The organism is Microbacterium sp. SL62, from assembly GCF_026672635.1.
In the GTDB taxonomy this organism is placed as follows: domain Bacteria; phylum Actinomycetota; class Actinomycetes; order Actinomycetales; family Microbacteriaceae; genus Microbacterium; species Microbacterium testaceum_A.
Window position 1 is genome coordinate 432,331 of the sequence record NZ_JAPPRM010000001.1, and the last position, 19,320, is coordinate 451,650.

The window sequence follows — 19,320 nt, forward strand, 5'->3', positions numbered from 1 at the left end:
GGTCACTGCGCGCCCCCTTCCATCGAGTTCTCGTAGTCGTCGAGCCAGCGCTGCTCCTCGGCGATCAACGCGTGGGCTTCGGAATAGACGCTCTCGAACATGTGCACGCGCGGGATGCCGCCGAGCTCGTTCGTGCGTACGCGCACGTCGTCGGCGAGGGCTGCTCCCTCGGCATCCGCGTCGTCGAAGAACTGCTGCGAGGCGCCGCGTCCCTCGAGGTAGGCGCGCATGCGGGCGATCGGGTCGCGCCCGGCCCACGCCTTCTCTTCGTCGGAGGTGCGGTACTTGGTGGGGTCGTCGCTGGTCGTGTGCGCGCCCATGCGGTACGTCATCGCCTCGATCGCGCGGGGGCCGCCGCCTGCGCGCGCCTCGTCGAGGGCGACCTTCGACACGGCGTAGCTCGCGAGCACGTCGTTTCCGTCGACCTGGAGGCTCGGGATGCCGTAGCCCTCACCGCGCTTGTACAGCGGCGAGCGCGACTGCGTCGCGACCGGCACCGAGATGGCCCACTGGTTGTTCTGCAGGAAGAACACCTCGGGGGTCTGGAAGCTCGCGGCGAAGACCATCGCCTCGTGCACGTCGCCCTGGCTCGAGGCGCCGTCGCCGTAGTAGACGATCACGGCTTCGTCGCGCTCGGGGTCGCCGCTGCCGCTCTTGCCGTCGAACACCAGGCCCATCGCAAGACCCGTGGCGTGCAGCGTCTGCGCGCCCAGGACCAGCGTGTAGATGTGCGTGTTGCCGTTCTTCGGGTCGGTCGGGTCCCACCCGCCGTGCGTGAGTCCGCGCATGAGCCGGATGATGTCGAGCGGGTCGACGCCGCGGATGCGGGTGACCACGTGCTCGCGGTACGAGGGGAAGATGTGGTCCTGCGCGCGGGCCGCGCGGGCCGAGCCGACCTGGGCCGCCTCCTGCCCGAAAGACGGCGGCCACAGGGCGAGCTGCCCCTGGCGCTGCAGGTTGGTGGCCTGCACGTCGAACGCGCGGATCGAGACCATGTCGCGGTAGAAGGTCTCAAGTTCGGCGTCGGTCAGGGCGTCGATGAGCGGCAGGTAGCGCTCGGCCGCGGGCGTGGGCGCCAGGGTGCCGTCGGCTGCCAGAACGCGCACGAGAGCGGGATCGTCGAGCGGGGTCATGGTCCCACGCTAACGCGCGACCCATGCGCGAGACCGCATGAGGTGCACAACGGATGCCGTGATTCGGCGTTCGTTGTCGACAAAGGCGCCGCCGCGGATCAGTGCGGGGCGGTGGCCGCGGCGACCTCGACCACGCGGTCGAGCGACTCCTCTTCGCCGATCGAGATGCGGATGCCGTCGCCCGGGAACGGACGCACGATGAGCCCGGCCTCTTCGAAAGCGGTGGCGACCTCGACCGTGCGATCGCCGGCGGCGAGCCACACGAAGTTGCCCTGGGCGTCGGGGACGTCCCACCCGGCCTCGCGAAGGCGGCCGACGAGGCGGTCGCGTCGCTCGGCGATGACCTTCACGCGGTGCAGCAGCTCACTCTCGGCATCGAGGCTCGCGATCGCCGCGGCCTCTCCGGCCGCCGTGACCGACAGCGGGATGGCGGTGCTGCGCGAGGCATCGAGCACCCCGGTGTGGCCGATCGCGTAGCCGATACGCAGACCCGCGAGCCCGTAGGCCTTCGAGAAGGTGCGCAGGACGACGACGTTCGGGCGACCGAGCACCGCGCGCACCCGACTGCCCTCGACTGACGCGGGGTCGGTCACGAATTCGGCGTAGGCCTCGTCGAGGACGATGAGCACGTCGCGCGGCACGGCGTCGACGAACGCGGCGAACTCGTCGTAACCGACGGTCGGCCCCGTGGGGTTGTTGGGGCTGCACACGATCACCAGGCGCGTGCGCTCGGTGACGGCGGCGGCCATCGCGGGGAGGTCGTGACGCGAGTCAGCGGTCAACGGCACCTGCACGCTCTTCGCCCCCGCGACCGCGACGAGCGAGGGGTAGGCCTCGAACGAGCGCCAGGCGTAGACGACCTCGTCGCCGGGACCCGAGGTCGCCAGCAGGAGCTGCGCCAGCACCGAGACGCTGCCGGCGCCGACGTGCACCTCGTCGGGCGAGACGCCGTACCGTGCGGCCAGGCGTTCGCGCAGGCGGGCGGCCGTGGCATCCGGGTATCTGTTGAAGGCTCCCGCGGCGGCGACCGCATCGAGGACGCCGGGAAGCGGTTCGAAGGGGTTCTCGTTGCTCGAGAGCTTGAAGGCGTCGGGGCTGGCCTGTCGTCCCTGCCGGTACGCGGGCAGCGCGGCGATCTCGGGGCGGATACGGGGCAGGACCGGCTCTTCACTCACCCCGCGAGCCTAACCGGGGGCCCGCCGTGCGCGTCAGTCCCACTTTGGGCGGCCTATCCCCCGGCAAGTCCTCCCCAGGCCTCGAGCGCGCGGGGCGTTCTCCACAACCCCGTGGCGCGACGGCGGGTGCGTGCCACGATGGGGGCATGCGCTTCGTCGTCCGCGTCGCCGTCAACGCCTTCGCCATCTGGATCGTCACTCTGCTGCCCGCCCTGCAGGTGCGGCTCATCCCCTTCGCCCCGGGCGAGTGGTTCCAGGTCCTGCTCACGCTGCTCGTGGTCGGGCTCATCTTCGCGCTGGTCAACACGATCATCGGCACCGTCGTCAAGATCGTCGCGATCCCGCTCTACATCCTGACGCTCGGGCTCTTCTCGCTGATCATCAACGGTTTCTTGCTATGGCTCACGGGCGTCATCACCGAGAATTGGGACTGGGGCCTGCGCACCGGCGAGTTCTGGTTGACGGTCGTGGCGGCGCTGCTCATCGGGATCATCAACGCCGTCCTGGGCGGCATCCTGCGTCCGCGGCGGGAGGAGCGCGAACGCCGCTGATGCGTTCGAGGCCCATCACCGCCATGATGGGGGGATGACCGCGAACCCCGACGCGCCGTTCCGCGTCGTGTTCGTATGCAGTGGCAACATCTGCCGCTCGCCGATGGCCGACGTCGTGTTCCGCCGTATCGCCGACACCTCGGGCCTCGGGGCGCACATCGCGTCGAGTTCGGCCGGCACCGGCGACTGGCACGTCGGTGAGCGCGCCGATCACCGCACCCTCGCGGCTCTCGACCGCCTGGGCTACGACGGCTCCTCGCACCGCGCCCGGCAGTTCCAGTACGCCGACTTCGAGCGCAACGACCTCGTCGTCGCCCTCGACCGCAGTCACGAGCGCGTGCTGCGCGGGTGGGCGCGCGACGACGACGACGCCGACAAGATCGCTCTGCTGCAGTCCTTCCTTCCGGATGCCGAGACCCTCGACGTCCCCGACCCGTACTACGCCGGGGCCCCGATGTTCGACGAGGTGCTCGGTATGATCGAACGCGCCAGCAGGGCCCTGTTCCGACAGCTCGAGCCCGCCATCCGTTCCGCGGGCTGACCCGTTCGCGCAACCCCCGGGAGACCCGTGTCCTCTCTGCCCCCGCAGCCCCTCAGCCCGCTCGACGGCCGGTACTTCGCCACCGTCGCGGAACTCGGCGACTACCTGTCGGAGGCCGGTCTCAACCGCGCCCGCGTCGAGGTCGAGGTCGAGTGGCTGCTCGCCCTGACCGATCGCTCGCTGTTCGGCACCTCCCCCGTCTCCGACGCCGACCGCGCGCGCCTGCGCGCCCTCTACGAGGAGTTCGGCGCCGACGAGATCGCGTGGCTGAAAGACAAAGAGGCGGTCACCCGCCACGACGTCAAGGCCGTCGAGTACCTCGTGCGCGACCGCCTCGACACCCTGGGCCTCACCGCCCTCGCCGAGCTGACCCACTTCGCGTGCACCAGCGAAGACATCAACTCCACCGCCTACGCCCTCACCGTGCAGCGCGCGGTCGAGCGCGTGTGGCTGCCGAAGCTCCGCTCGGTCACCGCCGCCCTCGCCGAGCTCGCGAAGCAGCACCGCGACGCCGCGATGCTCTCGCGCACGCACGGGCAGCCCGCCACGCCGACGACCATGGGCAAAGAGGTCGGCGTGTTCGCATGGCGCCTCGAGCGCGTCATCCGTCAGCTGGATGCCGGGGAGTACCTCGCCAAGTTCTCGGGGGCCACCGGCACCTGGTCGGCGCACGTCGCGGCCGAGCCCGACGTCGACTGGCCCGAGCTGACGCGCGCGTTCATCGAGTCGCTCGGGCTGGGCTTCAACCCGGTCACCACGCAGATCGAGTCGCACGACTGGCAGGTCGAGCTGTACGACCGCGCGCGTCACGCGGGCGGCATCCTGCACAACCTCGCCACCGACATCTGGACCTACATCTCGCTGGGCTACTTCACGCAGATCCCCGTCGCGGGAGCCACCGGTTCGTCGACGATGCCGCACAAGATCAACCCGATCCGCTTCGAGAACGCCGAGGCGAATCTCGAGATCGCCGGCGGGTTGTTCAGCACCCTGGCATCCACCCTCGTCACCAGCCGCATGCAGCGCGACCTCACCGACTCGACCACGCAGCGCAACATCGGCGTCGCCTTCGGACACTCGCTGCTCGCGCTCGACAACCTGCAGCGGGGCCTGACCGAGATCTCGCTCGCCGAAGACGTGCTGCTGGCCGACCTCGACGTGAACTGGGAAGTGCTCGCCGAGGCGATCCAGACCGTCGTGCGCGCGGAGATCGCCGCGGGTCGCTCGCAGATCACCGACCCCTACGCGCTGCTGAAGGACCTCACGCGCGGACGCCGCGTCGGCGGCCCCGAGCTCGCGGAGTTCGTGCGCGGCCTCGACATCGGCGACGCCGCGAAAGAGCGCCTGCTCGCGCTGACCCCCGCCGCGTACGCGGGCCTCGCGTCGCAGGTGGTCGACGCGCTGTAACGCGCTGCGGGCGCGGTACGCGCCGCCGCCCGCCCCCTCCGTGAGTGTCCAGAACACCCGGACGATCTTCGGAAACGTCCGGGTGTTCTGGACACTCGACGTGTTCTCGCGCCCGCGTCGCGCCGGCGCGGCGCGGGCGTCGGCGAGCACCCGACCGCGAACTTCCCCTGGACGTCGCGCACCGGTGCCCCATAGTGTTGACGTCAACATCCCCCACCGCGGCCCCCGGGCCGTCGTGCGCCGCACCGTCGCGGCGCAGATCGGAACAGACGCGATGACGCCTCGACGCCCCTCTTCCTCTTTCGTGCGAAAGCTCCTCGCGGCCGTGACCGCTGCCGTGGTCGCCGGAGCCCTGGCATCCCCCCTCGCGGCGAGCGCCGCGGGCGGCGTGCCGACCGATCCGAACGACGGCGTGCCCCGGATCGACCCGCCCGTCACCTACACGAACTTCCAGCCGCTCGCCGACCCCGGCCTCGGCGCGGCCGACTACTTCCAACCGGCCTGGTACGACACCGACGGCCGGCACATCCAGGCGCACGGCGGGCAGGTCGTCACGACCGAGGAGAACGGCCAGACCGTCTACTACTGGTACGGCGAAGACCGCACGAACGGCTACTGGAACAGCCCCGGCGTCGCGGTGTATCGATCGACGGATGCCACGAACTGGACGAACCTCGGAGACGCGCTCCGCAGCATCTCGACGCGCGACGACCTGCTCACGCCCTACTTCGAGGACCTGTACGACACCGTCGACGAGAACGGCCAGCCGCGCACCGAGAAAATCGATGCCCTCGCTTACCACCTCAATTCGACGCAGAACTCGGATGACACTGCGATCTTCGAGCGCCCCAAGGTGCTGCACAACGCCAAGACCGGCAAGTGGGTCATGTGGTGGCACGCCGACGGGCGCACCGAGCCCGGCGGCAGCACCTACGCGCGGTCGATGGCGGCGGTCGCCGTATCGGACTCGCCCGCGGGCCCGTTCCGCATGACGGGCGCCTTCCGCATGCCCAACCGCACCGACTACCAGGCCTGCACGCAGTACGCGGTCCCCGGTCAGGCGCGCGACATGACGGTGTTCCAGGACGACGACGGCAAAGCCTACATCTCGTACTCGTCGGAGGAGAACTACAGCCTCTACGTCGCCGCCCTCGACGACACCTACACGAACGTCACCCACACCACCGATCGCGACACCCTCGACGTCAACCAGTACTCCGAGGACGGCCGCTACCCCTACGTCTTCGCCGACGGGACCCCCGCGGCGCCCGAACGGGGGAAGGACTTCCAGATCGTCAAGGAGTGCGGCCACCTCGAGGCGCCCGCGATCTTCGAGCGCGACGGCACGTACAGCGTCGTCACCTCGGGCGCGACCGGCTGGGCGCCCAACCCACAGACGTACTACACGACGAAGAACCTGATGGGCACGTGGATCCGCGGTGTCGACGCGAACGACGTGAACGAGACCGTCTCGTACAACGCCATCCCCGACGGGGGTGACGGCCTGCTCTCGATCGGCGACGTGCGCCGTTCGACGTTCGGCTCGCAGACGACGAACGTGTTCGAGCTCGAGCCGGGCAAGTTCGTCTACATGGGCGACCGCTGGAACGAGGGCAAGTCCGACTCGACCTACGTCTGGCTCCCGCTCACGGTGGGCGAGAACGGACGCCTCGAGATGCACAACCCCGCCGCCGAGGACCCCGCACGCTACGGCAAGGGATGGGACGCCTCGTACTGGGATGACAAGGGCTTCGGCCACGGCACCTGGCGCGCCGTGACCACCGGTCTGCCCGAGACCGTCCGCCGCGGCGCCACCCCGCAGCTGCCCACCAGCGTCCCCGTCGACACCTCCGCCGGCACCGCCCCGGTCGCCGTCACCTGGTCGACGATCGACACGAGCGTGCTCGGCCCGCAGACGATCACCGGCACCCTCGCCGCCGACGCGACCTTCACCGCCGGTCGCTCGTTCCAGCGCACGATCACGGTCGCCGAGCCCGGCATCGCCGACATCGCCCCCGAGGCGACCGTGACCGCGTCGAGCCGCTCCGACCTCGTCGCCACCCTCACCGACGGCAACCCCACGGCCAAGGGCTGGGACGACTGGACCGGAAACGGCTACCCGCGCGACAGCTGGCTGCAGTTCGACTGGGGCACCGACCGCACGTTCGACTCGATCGTCGTGCACACCTACAAGGACGGGGCGACGGCGACCTGGCCCTCGCGCATCCAGGTGCAGTACCGCGACGCCTCGGGCGCATGGAAGGACACCGCGGTCGAGGCGACCCTCGCTCAGGATGCCAGCACCCCGGCGCCCACGGCCGTGATCGACGCCCGCACGCTTCCGGCGGCCAGCGCCCTGCGGCTCCGGCTGACGAGCCAGGCGAACACGTGGCAGTCGATCTCTGAGGTCGACGTGTGGGGCAACGCCTCGGCCGTGAACGTGTGCCGCGATATGGGCACGACGGTGTCGGCATCCTTCCACCAGACGAAGTGGGCCACGATGCCCGCCTCCAACGCGTGCGACGGCCGACTCGGCACGGCGTGGTCGACCTGGACCGACGCGGGCTACAAGGACTCCGCGACCTTCACGATGGAGACGTTCGAGATCCACCGTCTGAACGAGGTGCGCTTCACGAACCTCGAAGGCTCGATCGCGGGTGTCTCGCTCGAGTACCGGGACTACCACGACAACCAGTGGAAGCCGCTGCCCCTCACCGGTGACGCGCCCACGGTGACGAACGGCGTCGAGACGACGTTGTCGTTCCAGAAGGTCCTGGCGACGGGCCTGCGCTTCACCTTCGCGACCCCCGGGTCGTACCTGAAGATCCCCGAGTTCTTCGTGGCCGAGGCCGGCGGGATCGCGCACATCGAGCCGTTCCTGCGGAAGCAGCCCAACGCCGCCGGCTGGTACACCGCCGCTCCCGTCCCGGTGAGCCTGTCGCACGACGGCAACACCGACGTCGAGGTGCAATACCGCATCGACGGCGGGGCGTGGCAGACGGGACCGGACTTCGACGTCACCACCGACGGCGACCACACCGTCGACTATCGCGCCCTGTGGAACGGCGTCGAGGTGCCCGAGGTCGCCGGATCGCTGCCCATCCGCATCGACACGACCGCCCCGACCACCGAGGCCTCTACCGCGAAGCCCTCGACGCTGGTGCGCCTGATGAAGCCGGCCGCGGTGTTCCAGGCTCTGGCTCCGGCCGAGGCGACGGTGGTGTTCCAGGCGACGGATGCCACCTCGGGCGTCGCCCTGACCGAGTACTCGCTTGACGGCGGGACGACGTGGACCGCGGGCTCGAGCGTGACGCTCACCGGCGCCGGCGACCACCTCGTGCAGTTCCGCTCCACCGACGTGGCCGGCAACGTCGAGCAGACGCGGTCCGCGACCGTCACGGTCGTGGCGGGGGCCGCGCCCGGCGATGGCGCGGGAGTGGGCGACGGCTCCGGAACGGGCACCGGCACCCCCGGCACCCCGGCGGGCAGCATCGGCGGATCGGGCGGGACCGCGGCGGGCGGCAGCGGTCTGGCCGCCACCGGCTCCGAGATGCCTCTGGCCCTCGGCATCCTGGCCCTGGCCTTCGGGGGTCTCGGCGCGGGACTGCTCCTTCTGCGCCGCCGCCGGCAGGCCTGACGTCGCCGCTCACGCGACGGGAGTGTCCAGAACACCCGGACGACATCCCAGAGCGTCCGCGTGTTCTGGACACGCGACGGATGAGCACCTCGCCGTCGCGGCCCACCGCACCGCGCGCGGGCCGCGCATGCGGAGCGGAAGAATGGATGCCATGCGCGCGATGATCATGGATGCCCTGGCCGAACCCCTCGAGGTGCGCGAGGTCGAGGCCCCGAGCGCCCCCACCGGCGGGGTCGTCGTCGAGGTGCACGCGACGGGCCTGTGCAAGAGCGACTGGCACGCGTGGGTCGGGCACGATGACGTCTCACTCCCCCACATTCCGGGGCACGAGCTGGCGGGCGTGATCGTCGAGGTCGGTGAGGGCGTGCAGCGCTGGAGCGTGGGCGACCGCGTGACGGTGCCCTTCGTGATGGGCTGCGGGACCTGCGAGTGGTGCCTCGGCGGCAACGCACAGGTCTGCCCCGACCAGCAGCAGCCGGGCTTCACCCAATGGGGGAGCTTCGCCGAGCACGTCGTGCTGCGCGCTGCCGACACGAACGTCGTACGCATCCCCGACGACGTCTCGTTCGAGGCCGCGGCCGCCCTCGGCTGCCGCTTCGCCACCGCCTACCGCGCGCTCACGGGGCGGGCGCGCGTGCAGGCGGGCGAGTGGATCACCGTCGTCGGCGCGGGCGGCGTGGGCCTCAGCGCCGTGATGATCGGCGCCGCCCTGGGCGCGCGCGTCATCGCGGTGGATCGCACCCCGGCGGCCCTCGACGCGGCGAAGCGGCTCGGGGCCGAGCACACGCTGGTCGCCGACGGTTCGGACATCGCCGCGGCCGTGCACGAGATCACCGGGGGCGGCAGCCACGTCTCGGTCGACGCGGTCGGCAGCGCCCAGACGGCGCGCGACGCCGTGCTGAGCCTGCGTCGACGCGGGCGGCACGTGCAGATCGGGCTGCTCCCGACCGCCGACGGCATGACCTCGATGCCCATGGCCCGCGTGATCGCGTGGGAACTCGACCTGCTCGGCAGCCACGGCATGGCCGCGGTGGACTATCCCGAGATGCTCTCGCTCATCGAGAGTGGCGCCCTGCGACCGCAGGAGCTCATCGAGCGCGTGGTGGGACTCGCCGAGGCGGCCGACCTGCTGCCGACGATGGACTCGGCGTCACCCGCGGGGATGACGATGATCGACCCGCGCCGGTAGTCGCGGGGCGCGGGCGGCGCGTCAGGCGCGCGGCTCGGTGGGGCCGTCGTCGGCGCGCGGAGACTCGGGCGCGGCCGCGGCCTCGGCGGACTCGGCATCCGGAGCGTTCTTCGGAAGAAGCAGCGGACGGTCCACCGTCGCGGTGACCTTGGAGGGGTCGACGGCCAGCAGCAGCAGCGCCAGCGAGACGAGAGTGACGATGAACGTCGCTCCCGCGGCGACCAGGCCCACGATCAGCGCGCGCTGGATCTGGTCGGCGGGCCGCGTCTGGAAGAAGCCCATCGACATGAGCGTGACGAACCCGGCGAACAGGGCGGCGATGAAGGCCAGACCGAGAAGCTGGACGGGCTTCATCAGGTCGCGGCGGGTGGTGGGCTTGTCGGTCATGACGCGGCCTCCTCGGAGGGTACGGCCGGAACGGGCTCGGTGCGGCGCGGAGAGAACCCCGCGATCGCGAGGAACACGGCGACGACCGCCGCGTACCCGCCGAAGAGTCCCACGGCGATGGTGATGCCGGTCAGCGTGAACGAACCCGCCCCGGCGATGCTGTAGTCGAGCGCGTACTGCTGGATCGGGAGCAGCAGCACGACCCCGAGGACGAGACTCAGGATGCCGATGAGCACGCCGTCTCGCGCACCCGCGGCCCCGACCGTCTTGCGCTGGCGCAGGGCGCCGATCAGCTCGATCGCGCCCGAGACGAGAGCCCACGCGATCACGACGCCGAAGAAGACGCCGGTCGTGCGCCAGGTGCCGACGCTGGCGACCATGCCCGCGACGATCGAGACGATCGCGAGGAGCGCCGGGATCAGGCGCTGGCCGCGCGGGTGGACGAGCCACACCGACAGGGCGAAGACGAGCCCGGTCGCGAGCGCGAAGCCGCTGAACACCCCCAGGCCGAGGGGGGCGGAGTGGTCGGACGAGAAGGTGACCATGACGGCGGCCAGCGCCGCGAAAAGGGCGCGCGCGAGCTGCACGTGGCGAACGTCGAAGGCGCGCTCGGAAGAAGGAGTGGTCACGGAGGGTCCCGGAGAGACGATGTCGATGTCGCCCAGTCTATTCCTCGGCGCCTGAGCGGACTTTGTGGACGCTCGACGTCGAGATGCCCGCCCGGGACGCCCCCTCAGACCGCTCGGGCGGGCACCGCGTGCCGCGCGGGTACGGGCGGGCGGAGCATGGCCATCGGCGCGGCCCCGCGGATCCCCCGGATCGGCGCGATCTCTTCGAAGCCGAGGCGGCCGTAGAGGCGGCGGTTGTCGGGGGTCGACGACTCGAGGTAGGCGGTCGTGCGCGTGACGTCGAGCGTCTCGAGGCGGGAGCGCAGGAGAGCACCGCCCACGCCGAGTCCGCGCGCGGCGGGCGAGACGCCGATCTGGGCGAGGTACCAGTGCGGCGACCGCGGGCGGTGACGCGCCAGCCGCGACGACAGGGCCGCCGCCCGGACGATGCCGGCGACGCCGAGGGCCGACAGATAGCCGGGGAGCTGACGCCAGGGGAGGGATGCCGCGCCGGGGCCTTCCCACGCGGCCACCCCGAGGATCTCGTCCCCGTCGGCGTGACGAGCAAGGTCGACGCTGCCGGTCTCGAAGGCGGCACCGCGCAGCAGCGCGGTGAACAGGGTCGTGAGCCGCTCGATGCGGCGGCCACCCGGAAGGATCGCAGCCATCACGGGGTCGTCGCGGAAGGCCTCGGCGAGCACGCTCGCGGCGGCGGGGAGGTCGGCCTCTCGAGCGGGGGTGATGTGCAGGTCGGTCATCTCGTCCTCCAATTGGTCCAGGTGGATATATTCAGTATGCGAGACTCGACCGCCCCGATCGCTTGGAGAACGCCGTGAACGCCGAGGCCCCCGCCCGTGATTACCTCCCTCTCGAGGAGCGCCGCGAACGCCTGCTCGACACCGCGCTCGCGGTCGTGGCCGATGCGGGCGCGTCGGCGCTGAGCCTGCGCCGCGTCGCCGAGCGCGCGGGCGTCGCGCATCGCGTGGTGACCTACGCCTTCGGGTCCAAGACCGCCCTCGTCGAGGCCGTGCTCCACCGCGCATCGCAGCGCACCCTCGAGGCCGTGTGGGCCGACGACCTCGCCCTCGACGACTTCGCCTCGGCCGTGCGCCTCGCACTGCGCGGACTCGCGCGCGACCTGCGCCGACACGAGAGCGAGTACCGCGTGGTGAGCGAGCTGACGGCATCCGCCCGCTCTCATCCCGACCTGCGGGCCGCCGCACAGAGCGAGATCGAAGCGAGCGTCCGCGCCATCTCGGACAGCATCGAGCGCTGGTCGACGGCGACCGGGCGCACCCTCGAGACCCCGATCCCCATCGTCGCCGCCGCCCTGCGCGCGAGCGTGGACGGGCTGGTCGAGTGGTGGCTGAGCAGTCGCGACGACGCGGCCCTCGACGACGTGGCGGATGTCGTGGCGTCCGCCTTCGAGGGCCGGGAAGCCGGCCGGACGCCCGCGCCGAGCGCGTAGCCGACGGCGTTCCCAGCCGATTGCTCACCTTCGCGTACGTTTTTCACCATACGATCGTCTTGCCGAACCGATCGAAGGAGAAGCCGTGATCCCCCCGTCCGTGAGCCGCACCCGATCATCCCGTCTCGCCGTCGTCGCCGTCGCCCTCGGGGCGTTGCTGACCGTCGGACCCGCCGTCACCGCCGCGGTCGTCCCCGCCACCGTCCAGGCGGAGGTCATCCACTACCGGCCCGCGACACCGATCGCGCACGGGCCGTCCATCCATTTCTGACCGCCCGACGCACGACCGAGGGACCGAGCCGAGGGGCCCGGTCCCTTCGTCGTCCTCCGTCGCGGATCGTTCCCGTGTGCGTTCCGTGAGGAACCCTCGCCCCGCCCCGGGGTCCGCGACAGAATCGCCGGGTGAGTGAAGCAGACGGTTCCGATCACCCCGCCCTCGCGTCCTCGGACGTCGACCTCGAATCGGGCGTGATCCTCGGGTACAACTGAAGCTCCGGCGGGTCACCGACATCGATCCCCATGACGAGGTCGATGACCCGCCGGTCACTCGACGAGCTGTCGTTCCTTCTCGGCCAGGGTGCGCTCGACGGCGGCGGCCACGCGTTCGTCCTCCGCCTGCTGGGCCCGGCGACGGCGCTCGCGCAGCAGACGGGGTCCGAAGACCGCCCCCGCGACGATCAGCGCGACCAGGAGCAGCAGCGGCCACGGAACCGCCCACCCGAACGTCGACACCTCGATCGGATCGAGGGTCGAGATGGAGCCCGCGGCATCCGTCACGATCGGGGTCGCCGACACCGACGCGATCAACACACCCATCGCGGCCACCGCGGGAACCCGCACGTCGCGCTCCCAGCTCTCGCCGGGCAGCAGGGTGGGCGCCGCGTCGTCGGGCGCGGAGTCGAGACGCCCGAGCCCGAACGGACCCGTGACGGCGTCGGTCTCTTCGGCCGCGAGCGAGACGTTGCCGGTGTTGTGCAGGCGGTAGTGCACGGTCGCGTCACCGAACAGGAAGGGCACGAAACCGCCCTCCCACCCGACGCGCAGGTCGTCGACCGCGAGCGCCGGGGCGAGGTCTCCCCCGACACGGATGCCGGTGCGGATGCCGAGGCGACGATCGACGTTGACGTTCGCGGAGGCGTCGGCGACCGTGAGCGAGGTGACGACCCCGCCCGCGTAGTCGCCCGGGGTGGCGTTCTGGGGCACGTCGACCGCGAACGGCACCTCGACCGTCTGACCGGCCGGGACGGTCACGTGACGCTGCGGCACGGTGACCCACGCCCCCACGCCCACCGACTTCTCGCCCGCAACGCGCAGATCGAGAGCGCCGGTCGAGGTCGTGTAGCCGTCGGCGGCGTACACGTCGAGCTCGACGGCCTCGGCACCGCGGTTCGCCACGACGAGGGCGTCGTCGAGGTGGGCGCCGGGGTTCAGCGCATAGCTGTAGTTCGTGCGATCGGCGCCGAGCGCGTTCGAGGCGGTCCGCACGGTCCAGGTCACGTCGTCGGTCGCGGCCAGGGCGGGCGCGGCACTCCACGCACCCCCGGCGACCACAGCGGCGACGAGGGCGAGGGCGGCGAACCGCGACAGGGAGGGCAGTCGAGTCATGGAGGATCCTTCGAGAGGGTCGCCGGCGGGGAGACGCGCTCCCCGCCGGCGCTGTTCGCTCTGGTCAGCCGGCCAGGGCGGTGAGGGTCAGGGTCGCGCGGTAGCTTCCCTTGTCGATGGTGTTGGGGATCTTCAGGTCGAGGTCGGCGCCGACGACTCCGGCGCTGCGGTCGTGACCGGTGGGAGCCGAGCCGAGCAAACGAGAGACCGACAGACCGTCGCCGCCGTCGTACCCGGAGTTCACCGCGGCACCCGCGACGGCTCCGGCACCCGGGGTGACGACCTTCGGCGCCCATCCGAGGAACGAGCCCTTGAAGGTCTTGCCGTCGTCGACGAAGTCGCCCACCGACGCCGAGACCGACCACGGCGACTTGCTCGCGCGGGTGTCGGTGACGGTGATCGGGTTGATCTGACCGGTGGCCTCGAAGTACTGCAAGTTCTTCTCCTGCGCGGTGCCCATGTCGACCAGGCCGTTGTGGCCGTTGATGGTCCACCCGAACTCACCGGGAGCGCCCGTGGGGACGTCGACCTGGATGTCCTGGCCGTCGCCGTGGTTGGGGTGGATGGTGACCTCGTCCTGGATCGTGCCCACGGCTTCGGCGGGCTTCGAGCCGTTCTCGGGGCCGCACCAGAGCACCTTCTTCAGCTCGACGGCCGCGTTGGGCGCATCGCAGGTTCCGGAGCGGATGTTCTGCACGACTAGCTGGTCCTTCTTCACCTGGACCTTGACGTACGAGCGCACGTGCTCCTGGTTCTGCACGGAGTTGTACCAGTAGTTCGCCGGGTTCAGCGGGTCGGCGCCGTTGCCGGCACCGCTCGTTCCGCTGCTGTCGGGCGTGGTGATGTCGTAGTACTTCGAGCCGGATGCCGAGTTCGCAGTGACGTAGACGACGCCGCCGGGGCCCTCGAAGACCTCGTCCTGACCGGGCTTCTCGTCGGCGTTGGCCTTCGCCCCGTTCTTGATCTCGTACGAGCGCGAGTAGCTGTGGTCGTGGCCCTGGAGCACCAGGTCGACGCCGAGCTTCGAGAACGCGGTCGGGAAGTCGGTACGACGGACCTTGTTGTCGGCGTCCTTCGCGTGGTCGGCCGGCGAGTAGATCGCGTGGTGGTACACGAGCACCGTGTACTTGGCATCCGCTCCGTGCTTGTTGACGACGTCGGTGACGTACGAGATGTGCGCGTCGTCGCCGCCGCCGCCCTGCGAGGTGGCGTAGCTGTTGCTGTTCAGGTCGATGTACAGCACGTCCTTGTAGATGAACCAGTAGTCACCGCCCGACTCGGTGCCGATGCTGCCCGAGCCCTTGCGGTAGTAGGCGCCGGAACGATCGGTGTTGGGGGTGTACAGGTGCTGCTCGTAGGCCTTGCCGCCCACGTCGTGGTTTCCGATCGTGGCGACCCAGGGGTACTGGCGCAGCTGGTCGGGGGCGAGGAACGAGTCCCAGTGCGACTCGGTGTTCGCGGTCTCGACCTGGTCGCCGCCCGAGACGAGGAGCTCGGCGTTCGGGTTGGCACCCACCGCGACGTTCATCGTGTCCTGCCAGCCGGCCTGGTCCTTGGCGAGGTTGCCGGACGACCCGATCTGCGGGTCGCCGAAGAAGAGGAAGTCGTAGTCGCCCTCGAACGACTGCGTCTTGAAGGCGTAGGTGTTCGACCAGTTGCCCTCGGAACCGACGCGGTACGAGTACGCCGCATTCTCGGCGAGGCCCGTGATCGTGGCGTGACGGTTGAAGCCGCCGCTCGAGGCGATGTTCGCCGTTCCGGATGCCGCGAAGGTCGTCGCCGACGCCGGGAACTGGCCGCCCGTCAGCGCCGAGGTGGGCGCGAGCTGCACCGTCTGGGCGGTGTCGGCCGAGGAGTACCAGGTCACGATGCGCTGCGACTGGTCGGCACCGACGCCGAGGATGACGCCGGTGAGGGTGGCTGTGGTGTCGGCCATCGCCGCCGGGACGCTCGCCACGCCCGTGAGGACGAGGGAGGCGCCGACCGCGGCGGTTGCGATCCACGAGACACGGCGACGCGTGCGCGTCCCGTGCGACGTCGATGCGGTGAGGAACATGGCTGTCCGTTTCTTTCGAGGGGGTCTCTGGTGCACACTCACCGATGGCGAGCGCATCCCACGCTCCGCCCGCCGGGTGTCGTCCGAGTGAATTGTTGACTCAGCACACGTATCGGCTGCGCCAACACCCGTCACTCGATGCCGAGGATGCGCTGCACGAACCAGACGAGTCCCGCGACGGTGACCACGACCGCGATCGCGGCGCTGACCCACATCCCCACGCGCGGGGCGCGATGGCGCAGCAGCACCAGCAGGGGGAAGACGATCACGATGATGCCGATCTGCACGGCCTCGATGCCCACGTTGAACACGAGCAGCGACCACAACAGCGTCCACGACCAGGGCTCGTCGATGCCGAGCGCCGAGGCGAAGCCGAGACCGTGCACGAGACCGAAGACGAACACGACCGCAACGCGCAGCCAGCCCGCGCGGTCGAGCCGCAGGAAGCCGTGGGCCTTCGACAGGTCTTCGTCGGCCTGATCGCGGCGGACGAGACGCCAGAGGTACCACGCTGCGACGACCGCGATCGAGAGGGCGATGGTCGGCTCCACCACCTCGGGGGGAGCGGCGATCACCCCGGTCGCGGCGAGGATGAACGTCACCGAGTGCGCGATGGTGAACGTCGTCGCGGCGATCACGATCTCGCGCAGGCGCCGGGATCCGACGATCAGCGCGAGCAGGAAGAGGATGTGGTCGATCCCGGTCAGCAGGTGCTCGGCGCCGAGGCGGAAGAACTCCCAGAAGCGTTGGAGCGGCGACTGCGCGGTGGTGAACGAGGGGTGCTCGGCATCCAGCACCGTGCTGCCCTCGTGCAGGTCGAGGTTGTAGGTGAGGATCGTCTTGGTGTCGGTGACGTAGCCCTCGGCGTCGGGGAAGAGCGAGGCCGCGATCTCGTGCCCGTTCTCGGACGGCGGGCAGGCGTCTTCGAGGGTGACGACGGCGTAGGGCACTCCGTCCTGCCGCGTCATCGAGATGTCGTCGTCCATGCGTGCGGTGCACGCCGCTCCCGCCGCGGTGATCCGGAACCGCTCGCTGACGTAGCGGGCGATCGTGTCGCGGTGCGAGATGAGCACGGCGGCCTGCGCTGTCGCGTCGCCGTCCTGGAACGCGGCCATCCCCTCCCGGTAGAGCGGGTCGTCCTTCTCGGCGTCGGCGGCCGAGACGACGAGCAGGTCGTACTCGAGCTGCAGCTCGGCGCGCACGACGCCGGTGCCGCCGCTCTCGAGGTTCGCGTAGACGACCGACAGGATGCCGTGGGCCGAGGCCGGAGCCGCCAGGGACAGCAGCGCCGCGATCCCCGCGGCCACGAGCAGGACGCGCGAGAGGACGCGTCGAACAGAGTCAGACATGTGCACCTTTCCGTCGGAGATCGTGCGCGCTCGTCGTGAACGGTTGCCCGCGGTGGGGCGAACGGAAACGAAACGTGCGGGCGGTGTTCTCCTGCGCGCCACCTGCACGGTTCAGGGTGAGGGGGTGAAGCGACGGGTCCTGGCCGCGGTGTCGGCGGCGGCGATGGTGGCGGTCCTGGCGGGCTGCGCGAGCGACGAGGGCTGGTCGGCGATGCGTCCCGCTCCCGCGGCCGTGGGGTCCCCCGCGCCGGGCTTCGCCCCCGCGACCGCTCCGGCGCCCGAGTCGACGCACGCTCCCACCCCCGGCTCGTGGAACGGGGTGTCCGCCCCCGCGGGGTACCGGGTCGCCCTGCTCACCGTGGGCGATGACGCTCCCACCGCGACCCTCGTCGCCGCGGTGCGCGACTGGGCGGAAGAGACCCACGCCGACCTGCGCGTCGTGCACGCCGACGACGACATGATCGACGGGGCCGTGCGCGCGATGGAGCTCAATCCCGACCTGATCATCAGCGCGGGAGACGCCCTCGTCGACCCGCTCGCGACGGTGACCGCGAATCACCTCGACCGCCAGTTCCTCATCGTCGGCGCCGAGCTCGCCGAGCCGACCGAGAACGTCACCGCGGCGGACTGGACCGGGGCCGCCTACCGCGGCGAGGGTCTGGGCACCGCCGCCGCGTACGATCCGTCGACGTTCACGCCCGAGCGCGCGGGGGCGGCGGTGCGCGCGGGAGTCGCGGCCGTGCTCACGGGTCTCCGCGGCATCGTGCTCTGGATCGACTGAGCGGGCGCCCCGCTCCGGCGTTCGCGCTCCGTGGCACACGCTCAGGAATCCTCCGAACCTCTGTCGCCGGCGCCGGGCCAGGGCTGAGGTTGTGCGAATCGCTGAGATCGGGTGCGTCGCGGCCGCCGGTCGAACCCCGCGCTGCGGGTGCGACCGGGAGCACAGGCTCAAGGATTCGCACAACCTCCGTTGCCGGAGCCTGATTCGGGCTGAGGTTGCGCGAATCACCGAGCCTGGGGGCGGGGATGCCGCGCGTCGCAGGGCCTCAGGCGCGGCGCCGCCGCGAGCGGATGGCCACGCCCGCCACCACGGCCGCGACGGCCAGGGCCGCACCCCACAGCGCAACCTCGGCCCCCGTGGCGGGAAGCGCGCCGGGGCGGGGGGTCGTGGCATCCGGAACCGCGCTCGAGGCGGGCGTCGGCGTGGGAGTGGTCGGGGCGCCCGTGCGCGCGGGCACCTGCACCTGGATGACCATCGAGTCATCGCTCGGCGCGGCGCCGTCCGCGGCCAGGGGGAGCCAGACGGCGGATGCCACGAGCACCGCCGCCGTCGCCTTGAAGGGGATCACGGAGCCCAGTGTGGCGGCCGCGGGTGAGCGCGAGGCGACCGGAGAGTGAACGGCGGACCGCGTATCGAGCCCTTGCCGTATCTGTCAGGGTTCTCTGCGATCGCCGCCCAGACGGGGCACTGAACCGCTGGCGCCACCCCCTCCGCGACCCTCGCGGTATCATGATGCAACCAGAGAGGGAGGACGCCACCATGGTCATGACGGTTCGCCTGTCAGACGAGGCGGAAGCGCGCCTCGAACACCTCGCCGCCGTGATGCAGATGAGCAAGAACGCCGTTATCGAGCAGGCAGTCCTGCACATGGACGAACGCGCCGAACGGCGCCGCCGGTTCCGCGACGCCATCGCCCAGGTGGACAACCGAGACGCCGAGCTCCTCGACCGACTCTCCCAGTGACCGAATACCTCCATCCCGAGGACGTCGACGAGCTCATCGCGGATAAAGGCTTCCACTACCGAGATCGGGGCGGCCTGCTCTCCGCCCTCGCCGCCCCCATGCCGGTTTTCGGCGAAGAGGTCCACGAAGGCATCCACCGCAAAGCCGCCGTGCTCTTCACCGCGATCAACCACAACCATCCACTCCTGGACGGCAACAAACGGCTGAGCTGGTACCTCACCGCAGTGTTCTACGACTTCAACGGGTACACCCTGACGGCCGACCCCGACGAGGGCGACCGCTTCGTTCGGACGGCCGCTGGCGAGAATCCGCCCTCACTCAGCAATGTCCAGCAGTGGTTCGAGGAACACACCCTCCGCACGGGCTGACACCCAGGGATCTGAGCCAGCCGACCAAAGAGGGGCGGCCGTCCTCCGCTGCCCGGCGCCGAGCACGCTCGAGCGGACCTCATGCGTGCGATCTCTGCGGGC

19 protein-coding genes are annotated in these 19,320 nt (G+C 70.8%); 10 read left to right on the plus strand and 9 right to left on the minus strand.

The annotated features are described in order from the left end of the window. Positions 1-2 precede the first annotated feature (2 nt). Both OVA26_RS01975 and OVA26_RS01980 read right to left on the minus strand, forming a co-directional pair. Complete coding sequence (locus OVA26_RS01975) at positions 3-1,133, minus strand: thiamine pyrophosphate-dependent enzyme (protein WP_268102759.1); 1,131 nt, start codon at positions 1,131-1,133, stop codon at positions 3-5. 98 nt (positions 1,134-1,231) lie between these two features. Continuing rightward, positions 1,232-2,308 (minus strand): histidinol-phosphate transaminase, encoded by a 1,077-nt coding sequence (locus OVA26_RS01980; RefSeq protein ID WP_268102761.1) that lies wholly within the window; start codon positions 2,306-2,308, stop codon positions 1,232-1,234. Positions 2,309-2,454: 146 nt separating this feature from the next. Between OVA26_RS01980 and OVA26_RS01985 the strand changes: the two genes are divergently transcribed. From OVA26_RS01985 to OVA26_RS02005, 5 genes are all read left to right on the plus strand, one after another. Then, the gene (locus tag OVA26_RS01985; protein WP_268102762.1) at positions 2,455-2,859 is read left to right on the plus strand and encodes a phage holin family protein; all 405 of its coding nucleotides are present in this window, start codon (positions 2,455-2,457) and stop codon (positions 2,857-2,859) included. A gap of 34 nt (positions 2,860-2,893) precedes the next feature. Next, the gene (locus OVA26_RS01990) at positions 2,894-3,400 is read left to right on the plus strand and encodes a low molecular weight protein-tyrosine-phosphatase (RefSeq protein ID WP_074694583.1); all 507 of its coding nucleotides are present in this window, start codon (positions 2,894-2,896) and stop codon (positions 3,398-3,400) included. Positions 3,401-3,427: 27 nt separating this feature from the next. Continuing rightward, positions 3,428-4,807, plus strand: coding sequence for an adenylosuccinate lyase (gene purB, locus OVA26_RS01995; RefSeq protein WP_268102763.1), 1,380 nt, complete (start codon positions 3,428-3,430; stop codon positions 4,805-4,807). Positions 4,808-5,132: 325 nt separating this feature from the next. After that, complete coding sequence (locus OVA26_RS02000; RefSeq protein WP_268102764.1) at positions 5,133-8,444, plus strand: OmpL47-type beta-barrel domain-containing protein; 3,312 nt, start codon at positions 5,133-5,135, stop codon at positions 8,442-8,444. Positions 8,445-8,595: 151 nt separating this feature from the next. Continuing rightward, positions 8,596-9,633, plus strand: coding sequence for a zinc-dependent alcohol dehydrogenase family protein (locus OVA26_RS02005; protein ID WP_268102765.1), 1,038 nt, complete (start codon positions 8,596-8,598; stop codon positions 9,631-9,633). A gap of 21 nt (positions 9,634-9,654) precedes the next feature. Here the strand turns inward: OVA26_RS02005 and OVA26_RS02010 are convergent, their stop codons facing one another. The 3 genes from OVA26_RS02010 to OVA26_RS02020 form a co-directional block, all read right to left on the minus strand. Continuing rightward, positions 9,655-10,020: an amino acid transporter gene (locus OVA26_RS02010; protein WP_268102766.1), complete on the minus strand. Its 366-nt coding sequence runs from the start codon at positions 10,018-10,020 to the stop codon at positions 9,655-9,657. Then, positions 10,017-10,649: an acyl-CoA synthetase gene (locus OVA26_RS02015; RefSeq protein ID WP_082450295.1), complete on the minus strand. Its 633-nt coding sequence runs from the start codon at positions 10,647-10,649 to the stop codon at positions 10,017-10,019. The genes OVA26_RS02010 and OVA26_RS02015 overlap by 4 nt, the downstream gene beginning before the upstream one ends. 104 nt (positions 10,650-10,753) lie before the next feature. Further along, on the minus strand, positions 10,754-11,386 hold the full coding sequence (locus tag OVA26_RS02020; RefSeq protein ID WP_268102768.1) for a GNAT family N-acetyltransferase: 633 nt from the start codon (positions 11,384-11,386) through the stop codon (positions 10,754-10,756). Positions 11,387-11,460: 74 nt separating this feature from the next. Between OVA26_RS02020 and OVA26_RS02025 the strand changes: the two genes are divergently transcribed. Together OVA26_RS02025 and OVA26_RS02030 are read left to right on the plus strand one after the other, a co-directional pair. Then, a complete protein-coding gene (locus tag OVA26_RS02025) occupies positions 11,461-12,096 on the plus strand; it encodes a TetR/AcrR family transcriptional regulator (RefSeq protein ID WP_268102769.1) in 636 nt (211 codons plus the stop codon). Between the two features lie 85 nt (positions 12,097-12,181). Next, complete coding sequence (locus OVA26_RS02030) at positions 12,182-12,367, plus strand: hypothetical protein (protein ID WP_268102770.1); 186 nt, start codon at positions 12,182-12,184, stop codon at positions 12,365-12,367. 272 nt (positions 12,368-12,639) lie between these two features. Here the strand turns inward: OVA26_RS02030 and OVA26_RS02035 are convergent, their stop codons facing one another. From OVA26_RS02035 to OVA26_RS02045, 3 genes are all read right to left on the minus strand, one after another. After that, positions 12,640-13,701 (minus strand): WxL protein peptidoglycan domain-containing protein, encoded by a 1,062-nt coding sequence (locus OVA26_RS02035; protein WP_268102772.1) that lies wholly within the window; start codon positions 13,699-13,701, stop codon positions 12,640-12,642. Between the two features lie 64 nt (positions 13,702-13,765). Continuing rightward, positions 13,766-15,757, minus strand: coding sequence for a purple acid phosphatase family protein (locus tag OVA26_RS02040; RefSeq protein ID WP_268102774.1), 1,992 nt, complete (start codon positions 15,755-15,757; stop codon positions 13,766-13,768). A 131-nt stretch (positions 15,758-15,888) separates the two neighbouring features. Next, positions 15,889-17,106 carry a HupE/UreJ family protein gene (locus OVA26_RS02045; protein ID WP_268102776.1) on the minus strand — a complete coding sequence of 406 codons (1,218 nt, stop codon included), beginning with the start codon at positions 17,104-17,106 and terminating at the stop codon, positions 15,889-15,891. 124 nt (positions 17,107-17,230) lie between these two features. Between OVA26_RS02045 and OVA26_RS02050 the strand changes: the two genes are divergently transcribed. Next, positions 17,231-17,887 carry a hypothetical protein gene (locus tag OVA26_RS02050; RefSeq protein ID WP_268102778.1) on the plus strand — a complete coding sequence of 219 codons (657 nt, stop codon included), beginning with the start codon at positions 17,231-17,233 and terminating at the stop codon, positions 17,885-17,887. A gap of 265 nt (positions 17,888-18,152) precedes the next feature. Here OVA26_RS02050 and OVA26_RS02055 read toward each other — a convergent pair whose 3' ends face one another. Then, entirely contained in the window at positions 18,153-18,455 is a 303-nt protein-coding gene (locus OVA26_RS02055; protein ID WP_074694576.1) for an LPXTG cell wall anchor domain-containing protein, read from the minus strand. Positions 18,456-18,646: 191 nt separating this feature from the next. Between OVA26_RS02055 and OVA26_RS02060 the strand changes: the two genes are divergently transcribed. Both OVA26_RS02060 and OVA26_RS02065 read left to right on the plus strand, forming a co-directional pair. Beyond that, positions 18,647-18,850, plus strand: a complete 204-nt coding sequence (locus tag OVA26_RS02060; RefSeq protein ID WP_074694575.1) for a ribbon-helix-helix protein, CopG family — start codon at positions 18,647-18,649, stop codon at positions 18,848-18,850. Next, positions 18,847-19,218 carry a type II toxin-antitoxin system death-on-curing family toxin gene (locus OVA26_RS02065; protein WP_268102780.1) on the plus strand — a complete coding sequence of 124 codons (372 nt, stop codon included), beginning with the start codon at positions 18,847-18,849 and terminating at the stop codon, positions 19,216-19,218. Before OVA26_RS02060 ends, OVA26_RS02065 begins: the two co-directional genes overlap by 4 nt. Positions 19,219-19,320 lie beyond the last annotated feature (102 nt).